Raw genomic sequence first — 8,594 nt, 5'->3', positions numbered from 1 at the left:
CGTTCATCCTGAGCCAGGATCAAACTCTCCATTGTAAATAACTAACTAACAATTGTACTTGTCAGGTCGTCGCTTGTTGTGCTGTTGTACTTCTGTCCACTACGTCAAAGAACTTCTTTTCCTCGTCTGGAAAATGGGTGATTGGCTGGCGAAAATCGTTGCTCAATCGGTTATTTTGTTTCCCTTAATATTGGGACTGCAAAGGTAGCGGTTGGTTTTGAGATTTCAAAAGAAAAGTGAAAATTTATTTTTTATTTTTCTTTCTCTTTTTTCTCGTCAACTAGTTGGTAACCAAAAGGTTAGCCCGCTTAGCTGCCCTTGTTTTCCCTCATTTGGGACTGCAAAGTACCGCATTTTTTTTCCTCTTGTCAAGACCTATTTTGAAAATAATTTAAGATGGTTCTTTATGGCGCTGATTATTAAGCAGTAACCTCTGAAATTATTTTTTCCTCAGGTGCTGAATCCCGTATTGACCTGATGAAATTATGGATGGCAGCGGTTAAATTGTCTTGATTTCGCTCTAGTAATCGAACAAAGGCACTACCAATTATAGCTCCGTTTGCATACTGGCTGGCCGTTTCGAAAGTGGAATAATCCTGGATACCAAAACCGATCAGACGTGGATTTCCTATATTCATTGCTTTAATCCGGCTAAAGTAGGCTTTCATTTCATCGGTAATGCCTTTCTGAGACCCGGTTGTGCTGGCGGAAGATACCATATAGATAAAACCGTCGGATAACTGATCGATTTGTCGAATCCGGTCTTCTGATGTCTGAGGGGTAATCAAAAATATATTTAATAGGTTATACTGATCAAATGTCGGTTTGTAATCCCGCTCGTACACATCGATGGGCAAATCGGGAACAATGATTCCATCTACCCCAACCTCGGCACATTTCTGGCAAAACGCTTCAACACCAAACTGAACAACCGGATTTAAATAGCCCATTAATAGAATAGGTGTCTGAACCTTCTCACGAATCCCCTGTAACTGATCGAACAGGATACGCAGCGTCATGCCGTTATTCAGAGCCTTCTGATTGCTTTGCTGGATTGTTTCGCCATCGGCCACCGGATCTGAATAGGGCATTCCTATTTCAATGATATCAACACCGGCCTGTTCCAATGTTTCCAGGATAGGTACGGTATCGTTCAGTTGCGGAAAACCGGCGGTAAAGTAGACATTCAGAACTTGCTCGGATTTATGCTGAAACAATTCGGCGATGCGGTTCATAACGGATGTATTTAGGAATGGGACTTTTGCCCACTCGTTTATTGGCAGGAAATAAGGTTCAGATTTATACTTTACTTGGGAAGGTGCACTGTATAAGCGGCTAAGTCTTTATCACCTCGTCCGGAAAGACAGATGACCGTCACCTCGTCCGGGCGGGCTTTTAGTTTGGGAATACAGGCTAAAGCGTGGGATGATTCAAGCGCAGGGATGATTCCTTCCAGACGACTCAGCTCAAAAGCCGCTTCCAACGCTTCGTTGTCGGTGATCGAATAGAATTTTCCGCGCCCGGAAGCAAACAGATGAGCATGCAGGGGGCCGATTCCCGGGTAGTCTAACCCGGCAGAGATTGAATACGGCTCCACAACCTGGCCGTCTTCCGTTTGCATCAGAATGGTGCTGCTGCCGTGTAGAATACCGGGTTTTCCTAATGCCGTCGTGGCGGCTGAGTGGCCCGTGGTTAAGCCCTGACCGGCGGCTTCGGCAGCAATTAGTTGTACAGATGGCTCATCCAGGTAGTGGTAGAACGCACCAGCGGCATTGCTGCCTCCACCGACGCAGGCAATAACATAATCCGGGTTTGACTGACCTGTTTTTTCCAACAATTGCTTACGAACCTCTTCCGAAATAACGGACTGGAAACGCGCTACCATGTCGGGGTATGGGTGGGGACCTACGACCGAACCGATTACATAATGTGTATCGACCGGGTTATTGATCCAGTGCCGCATGGCTTCATTGGTCGCATCTTTGAGCGTCTGGCTGCCGCTGGTGGCCGGAACCACACTGGCACCCAGCATCCGCATCCGGTCAACGTTTGGTTTCTGGCGTTCCATGTCGATGCTACCCATGTACACAATACATTCGAGCCCCATGAGTGCGCAGACTGTGGCCGTCGCCACACCGTGTTGACCCGCACCGGTTTCGGCCACAATTCGCTTTTTACCCAGCCGTTTGGCCACGAGAATCTGACCGATGGTATTGTTGACCTTGTGCGCACCGGTATGACAAAGGTCCTCCCGCTTCAGATAAATCTTTGTATTATATACTTCCGACAGACGACTGGCGTAGAAAAGTGGCGTAGGACGACCTACATAGTCGGTTAATAAATCCCGAAACTCGCGCTGAAAAGAGGGGTCGGCAATGATGGACAGGTAATTCCGCCGCAGTTCCTCTACATTCGGATACAGCATTTCCGGAATATAAGCTCCGCCGAATGTTCCGTAGTAGCCGCGCTCGTCGACCTGGTAAGGTGATTTTACTTCTGTAGTTTCCATTGTACTCAAAAATAAGGATGCAGCAACATCTAATCGTATTGAGCCAACAGTTTGGTTACAACACGGGTCTTTTTATTTGTTGCCGTCTATTTATTGAAGGCAGAAAAGCCTGAGAGGCAGTTTCAGACTGTCTCGGAAAGTAAATTTATGTCATTCAATGGCAGCTTAAGCGACGGTTTCCTCTTCTTCGATGGGTTTCAAGCCGGTAATGACTGCTTTAACCAACACGGTGTCTTTCAGCCCTGGACTCAATTCCACTTTGCTGTTGATGTCAACTCCGTAGAGTTTCAGGTGCTTCAGCTTTTCCAATGAATCAAGAGTCTCGGCATCGATTCCTCCGCTGATGAAGAACGGTTTTTCGTTATCGTAGCGGTTCATTAAACCCCAGTCGAACGTAATACCGTTACCGCCGGCCTGATCTCCCTTGGCATCAAACAGAAAGAAATCACAAGACGGCTTGTAATTGTTGATCATACTGAAGTTGAATGATTCATCAACCGCAAATGCCTTGATAATACTGATACCCCGGTTTCGCAGATTCCGACAGAAGTCCGGCGTTTCGTTACCGTGCAACTGAACGTATTGCAGGTCGTACTTCTTCACGCTGCGCAGAATATAATCCGGGCTGGCGTTGACGAATACACCCACTTTTTTGACACTACGCGGAAACGACTTCAACAAGTCGGCGTCTAACTCATCTCCAACAAACCGCAGCGATTTGTCGTAAAAAATAAACCCCATAAAATCGGGTGCCAGGGCGAGCAATTCGCGAATGTTATCGGAATCCCGCATTCCACAGACTTTTACTTTCATACGATGTATTGTTTTTGAGGTAACGGATGCAATTGGTGTACTTCGTCGATTAGCTGCTGCAAAGCACTGGCCGGATCGGACGTTTTCATGAACGTTTCCCCGATCAGGAAGCCCTGATAACCGGCCTGTCGGAGCGCCACAATGGATTGGGCCTCCTGCAAACCGCTTTCGGAGATTTTGACGAACGATTCCGGAATCAGAGAAGAAAGCCGCACGGATGTCTGGATATCCGTCACAAAGGTTTTCAGGTTACGATTATTAACGCCTACCAGATCAACGGTATCCGTCAGGTGGTTCGCCAATTCTTCTTCATCGTGTACCTCAAGCAGGACTTCCAGCCCCAGTTCATGCGCTAACTGGCTGTAGTCAACCACTTGTTGAGGTGTCAGACAGGCAGCAATCAGCAGAATGAAATCAGCCCCGATCGCTTTGGCCTCTACAATCTGATAGGGATCGATAATAAAATCTTTCCGGATGATTGGCGTCGAGGGGTTAGCCTGCCGGGCCTGCATCAGGTCGTTCGACGTACCCCCAAAAAAGTGCTCATCCGTCAATACCGACAAACAGGCCGCTCCTGCCCCGACATATCCCGCCGTTGTTTCGGCCACCGAAACCTGATCGTTGATAATACCTTTGGAAGGGGATTTGCGCTTGAACTCGGAAATAATACCCGATGATCCGGGCTGGAGAATGGCTTTGCGAGCAGACAACGGTTGCCGACTAAACAGCGGCTGCTGTTCGAGTTCCCGTTGCGATACGGCTTTTTTTTGGTATGTTACTTCGGTTCGCTTACGCTCAATAATCCGTTCAAGTACGTCCATTCTATTTTTATTCCTCGTTATTCCGGTGGTATTGTACGATACTCTTTGTTTTACCCAATTGTTTTCGATTCCCTCAGTCTGCCAACAGTTTTTTAAGACTCTCTAAAGCCCGACCGCTTTCGAGTGACTCCCGCGCCTGCTGAATGCCTTCCTCAACGGTTTTAGCCCGTTCGGCTGCTACCAATGCCAAAGCCGCATTGGCAATTACCGCATCCGTTTGGGCAGATGTTGCTTTATTGTTCAGCACATTCATAAAAATTTGGGCGGATTCTTCAACGGACTTGCCACCGGCCAGTTGTTCTGGCGAAAGTTGGGGCAAACCGATTTGGTGCGGAGTCAGTACCTGCTCAGCGTGTGCAGAGATCGTCTTGAAGGCGCCGGTCAGCGACACTTCATCATAGCCATCCAGAGCGTGTAAGATCATAAACCGCTTGGGGGTTTGCTGATAAAGATACGCATATAATCTGGCTAATTCAAGACTAAACACACCAACCATCTGTTTTTTCGGGAAAGCCGGGTTGACCATTGGGCCCAGCACGTTAAAAAACGTCTTTACCCCAAGCTCTTTCCGGATCGGTCCTACGTTTTTCATGGCCGGGTGAAAAAGGGGGGCATGCAGAAAACAAATCCCCGCTGTTTCGACCTTTCTCCGCAAAACATCATAATCATTGGTAAACCGATAGCCGAGGTATTCCATCACCGTGGATGATCCACACATTGATGAGACACCGTGATTACCGTGTTTGGTGATGCGTTGCCCGGCTCCGGCAACCACAAAAGCCGCCAGGGTCGAAATATTAAATGTATCCTTGCCGTCGCCCCCGGTTCCGCACAGATCCATCACGTCATACTCCGATAGATCGACGGGTAAACAAAGCTCCAGCATGGCATCCCGAAATCCTTCCAGCTCCTCAACGGTAATACTGCGCATCATGTATACCGTTAAAAAAGCCGCGATCTGCGAGGTATTGTACTGGCCAGTACTAATGCCGATGAGGACCCGCTGAGCTTCTTCTTTGGTCAGCGTTTTGTATTCGAATAAGTGGTTTAGTATTTCTTTCATGAGGTTATTCAGGAGGGTCTTTAACTTATTTTTTGATACAAAGCATTTGGCCGCTGTTTTTCTGGAAATGATAAGAGACTTCGATCAACTCGGTTTGAAAACCATTCCGTTGGCAATCTGCTAAAACAGCATTCAGAAACGGTGAACATTGATTTGTTAAATCGACCAGCGGAAAAATTCTGACCTCATCCGCTATGCGCAAAAGCTCCCCAACGGCCTGAATGTGGAATGCCTCAGACAAATGAGCGGAATACAGAAACAGCAGATGAGAATAAAGCGCCAGGTCAAAGGATTGATCTGCAAAAGATGTCACTGGAAGGGCGTCTACCCGATAGCGACCGCTCTGCTTACCATTTTCATAACCTGCCAGAAAGTGATGCATGGCCTGCATTCGCTGCCTACCCAAATCATCCGCATCCTGAAAATCTGTCCAGTTATAATTTGCGGCATTCGCCTTTACCTGTTGCATTACGGTATCGTACGTTTGCTCGATTCGAGAGGCTATTTCTGCGGCTGAAATGGCATAGATCGGATCCATAGATACAACATAATGGCCTTTCTGTTGCATCTCTGCATTGAAACTGGCCGGTCCATCACCAACACCAAGGATCCTTTTGCGCAAATCAGACTCCGTCAGATTAAACATTCGGCGGTATTCGTCCAATGTTCTGCCCCACGGAACCACAGAATCCAGCGTCATGATTCCAACCAGTTTTGCAGCATTTGCTTTCCGTGCTCGGTCAGTACCGACTCCGGATGAAATTGAACACCCCGAACATCGTATTCTTTGTGCGCAATGCCCATGATCCGGCCTTCATCATCAACTGCCGTAACGACCAGTTCGGCCGGTACGCTATTGGGGATAACCGTCCAGGAATGATACCGTCCAACCAGCAACTCTTCCGGTAGACCCTTGAACAACCGTTCCGAAGTATTCTTTATGAATGTCCGGTGCGCAACACCGTGGTAAACGTCAGACATATTTTCCAACGTCGCTCCAAACACTTCACTAATACCCTGATGGCCGAGGCAAATTCCTAAAATGCTTTTCGTTGGTGCGTAAGTCCGAATTATATCCTGCATAATACCGGCTTCGGACGGGATGCCCGGCCCCGGTGATAACAGAATTTTGTCGTAGGCATTTACTTCTTCCAACGAGATTTTATCATTTCGGTGGACATCAACAGTATGGCCCAACTCGCGGAGGATGTAGACGAGGTTGTAGGTAAACGAATCGTAATTATCAATGACCAGCACTTTCATACTACTGTTCTTTTTAGATTGATTCGGCCTGTTTCATGGCCGTCCGAAGCGCCATTAGTTTGTTATGTACTTCCTGTAGTTCACTTTCCGGATTTGATTTGGCTACCACCCCAGCCCCAGCCTGATAATGCAACACATTATTACGGCTCAGGAACGTTCGAATCATAATAGCCTGGTTGAAATCCCCCTTAAAATCCATAAAACCGATACAACCCGCATAAAAGCCACGACTCGTCTGTTCGTAGCGATCAATCAGTTGCATAGCCATGTGCTTGGGGGCACCTGACAAGGTACCCGCCGGAAAGGTTTCCCCTACGATCCGCAACGGCTTTGCATTTTCATCCATTTCGCCAACCACTTTCGATACCAGGTGAATGACGTGCGAGTAAAACTGTACTTCTTTAAATGTTTCAACCTTAACGGTTTTACAATTCCGGCTTAAGTCGTTGCGCGCAAGGTCCACCAGCATAACATGCTCGGCTGTTTCTTTTGGATCATTGTGCAGCTTCTGCGCCAGCTCGGCGTCAGCGATGTCATCACCCGTCCGGCGAAACGTACCGGCGATGGGGTAAATAATGGCGTTTTTTCCTTTAACAACAATTTGAGATTCCGGCGATGAGCCAAATAGCTTATAGCTTCCGTAATCGAAATAGAATAGATAAGGTGAGGGGTTTAACGAACGAAGCGCCCGATACACATTGAATTCATCCCCACGAAAAGCGGTAGAAAACTTTCGTGAAAGCACAATCTGGAATACATCTCCCCGATGGCAGTGGTCAATTCCTTTTTGAATCACTGCCAGAAACTCCTGATCCGTAAAATTGGATTGTTCGGCCTGGGTTGTCTGAAATGAATAAGACGGGAAATTACGGCTTTTAATCAGTGTCTCAATATAATCAAGATTGCCAGCACCCGCTTCCTGGTTATCCTGCAAATAAGAATGCTCAAAAAGGTAAAGCTCATCTTTGAAATGGTTGATAGCAATCACATACCTGAAAACCTGATAAACCACCAGAGGTACGTCGTTATCGGAAGGAGCTGCTTTTAAGGAAATATCTTCAAAGAACTGAACAGCATTATAACCGATGTGTCCAAAAAGTCCATTGGTTATAAACGGAAAAGCGTGCTTTTCGTAATGAAAGCACGCTCTGAACTCCTCAATGGCCGAAAGTAAATTAATTTCCGAAGAAGCTTCAACAGTATTTGATACACCGTTAGGGTAGCTGGTTACAATTGATTTACCATCAAATTCAAACTTAGCAACAGGGTCAAAACAGATATAGGAATAGCTATTGTCATTCCCGTGGTAATCCGAGCTTTCGAGTAAAATACTATTGACAAACTTATCCCGCAAACGCAGATAAATACTGACGGGTGTTAATGTGTCGGCCAGCATTTTCCGGTAGGAGCTTGCGACTTTGAAAGGAGCTTGCGGTTCTTGAATTTGCGTAGTCATAAAGGTAAATGGTTAGAAACAAAAAAAGCCCACTGTGTTGAACAGTGGGCTTTTGAGAAACCGGTTTAGTGGCTGGTTACAAAGCATACGCTGGCTGTTCAACTCCGTTTGAAGAAGAACGCCACCACCAAAGATTAGAAGATGTTGCTTCGAAAATCATTTTTGTAACCAAGTTTAATATTCTGTCGGGGTGGCGGGATTCGAACCCACGGCCTCTACGTCCCGAACGTAGCGCGCTACCGGGCTGCGCTACACCCCGATTGGTGCGCAAAGATAAAACTTATACACACAAACGAAAAGAAAAAATTTGTCCCCATCTCATAATTATGAAATGGGGACTTGGAAAAATCTGTGGTGGCGGTAACCTACTCTCCCGGAAGTGACTCCAGTACCATCGGCGTAACGGGGCTTAACGGCTCTGTTCGGTATGGGAAGAGGTGTTCCCCCGCACCCTTACCACCATCCCAGCTCTTGCGTTGGACATCCCTAAGGATGACCACAACGTATGGTAGTTTCTTTTTTAGCTCTTTAAGAAGAAAGAGATTCACAATCACAAGCCCTGACCAACAAGGTCTACTGCTACGGCCTTCAGGTCATTAGTACGGCTCGGCTGTAACGGTCTCCCGTCCTGCACCTGCCGCCTATCCACGTCATCGTCTCTAACGTCCT

At 47.0% G+C, this 8,594-nt stretch carries 8 protein-coding genes, 1 tRNA gene and 2 rRNA genes; all 11 read right to left on the bottom strand.

Going from position 1 to position 8,594, the window contains the following annotated elements; genetic code table 11:
• Positions 1-419 precede the first annotated feature (419 nt).
• Positions 420-1,235: a tryptophan synthase subunit alpha gene (trpA, locus tag LX87_RS28305; protein ID WP_111631663.1), complete on the bottom strand. Its 816-nt coding sequence runs from the start codon at positions 1,233-1,235 to the stop codon at positions 420-422.
• Positions 1,236-1,306: 71 nt separating this feature from the next.
• Positions 1,307-2,509, bottom strand: a complete 1,203-nt coding sequence (gene trpB / locus LX87_RS28300; protein WP_111631662.1) for a tryptophan synthase subunit beta — start codon at positions 2,507-2,509, stop codon at positions 1,307-1,309.
• A 165-nt stretch (positions 2,510-2,674) separates the two neighbouring features.
• Positions 2,675-3,322, bottom strand: a complete 648-nt coding sequence (locus tag LX87_RS28295) for a phosphoribosylanthranilate isomerase (RefSeq protein ID WP_111631661.1) — start codon at positions 3,320-3,322, stop codon at positions 2,675-2,677.
• Positions 3,319-4,143 carry an indole-3-glycerol phosphate synthase TrpC gene (trpC, locus tag LX87_RS28290; protein WP_111631660.1) on the bottom strand — a complete coding sequence of 275 codons (825 nt, stop codon included), beginning with the start codon at positions 4,141-4,143 and terminating at the stop codon, positions 3,319-3,321. The genes LX87_RS28295 and trpC overlap by 4 nt, the downstream gene beginning before the upstream one ends.
• Before the next feature lie 73 nt (positions 4,144-4,216).
• Entirely contained in the window at positions 4,217-5,206 is a 990-nt protein-coding gene (trpD, locus tag LX87_RS28285) for an anthranilate phosphoribosyltransferase (RefSeq protein ID WP_111631659.1), read from the bottom strand.
• 25 nt (positions 5,207-5,231) lie between these two features.
• Complete coding sequence (locus LX87_RS28280; RefSeq protein WP_111631658.1) at positions 5,232-5,906, bottom strand: SAM-dependent methyltransferase; 675 nt, start codon at positions 5,904-5,906, stop codon at positions 5,232-5,234.
• Entirely contained in the window at positions 5,903-6,469 is a 567-nt protein-coding gene (locus tag LX87_RS28275; RefSeq protein ID WP_111631657.1) for an anthranilate synthase component II, read from the bottom strand. Before LX87_RS28275 ends, LX87_RS28280 begins: the two co-directional genes overlap by 4 nt.
• A gap of 13 nt (positions 6,470-6,482) precedes the next feature.
• Positions 6,483-7,925 (bottom strand): anthranilate synthase component I family protein, encoded by a 1,443-nt coding sequence (locus LX87_RS28270; protein ID WP_111631656.1) that lies wholly within the window; start codon positions 7,923-7,925, stop codon positions 6,483-6,485.
• 185 nt (positions 7,926-8,110) lie between these two features.
• A tRNA-Pro gene (locus tag LX87_RS28265) sits at positions 8,111-8,184 on the bottom strand.
• 93 nt (positions 8,185-8,277) lie between these two features.
• Positions 8,278-8,389, bottom strand: a 5S ribosomal RNA gene (gene rrf / locus LX87_RS28260).
• A 111-nt stretch (positions 8,390-8,500) separates the two neighbouring features.
• Positions 8,501-8,594: ribosomal RNA gene (locus LX87_RS29060) — 23S ribosomal RNA — on the bottom strand; the annotation flags it as partial.

Source organism: Larkinella arboricola, assembly GCF_003259745.1.
Classification (GTDB): domain Bacteria; phylum Bacteroidota; class Bacteroidia; order Cytophagales; family Spirosomataceae; genus Larkinella; species Larkinella arboricola.
This window is presented reverse-complemented; position numbering and strand designations above follow the sequence as displayed.

Coding starts and splice junctions, on each gene's coding strand:
- trpA (WP_111631663.1), bottom strand. CDS start 1,235: ATGAACCGCATCGCCGAATTGTTTCAGCATAAATCCGAGCAAGTTCTG.
- trpB (WP_111631662.1), bottom strand. CDS start 2,509: ATGGAAACTACAGAAGTAAAATCACCTTACCAGGTCGACGAGCGCGGC.
- LX87_RS28295 (WP_111631661.1), bottom strand. CDS start 3,322: ATGAAAGTAAAAGTCTGTGGAATGCGGGATTCCGATAACATTCGCGAA.
- trpC (WP_111631660.1), bottom strand. CDS start 4,143: ATGGACGTACTTGAACGGATTATTGAGCGTAAGCGAACCGAAGTAACA.
- trpD (WP_111631659.1), bottom strand. CDS start 5,206: ATGAAAGAAATACTAAACCACTTATTCGAATACAAAACGCTGACCAAA.
- LX87_RS28280 (WP_111631658.1), bottom strand. CDS start 5,906: ATGACGCTGGATTCTGTGGTTCCGTGGGGCAGAACATTGGACGAATAC.
- LX87_RS28275 (WP_111631657.1), bottom strand. CDS start 6,469: ATGAAAGTGCTGGTCATTGATAATTACGATTCGTTTACCTACAACCTC.
- LX87_RS28270 (WP_111631656.1), bottom strand. CDS start 7,925: ATGACTACGCAAATTCAAGAACCGCAAGCTCCTTTCAAAGTCGCAAGC.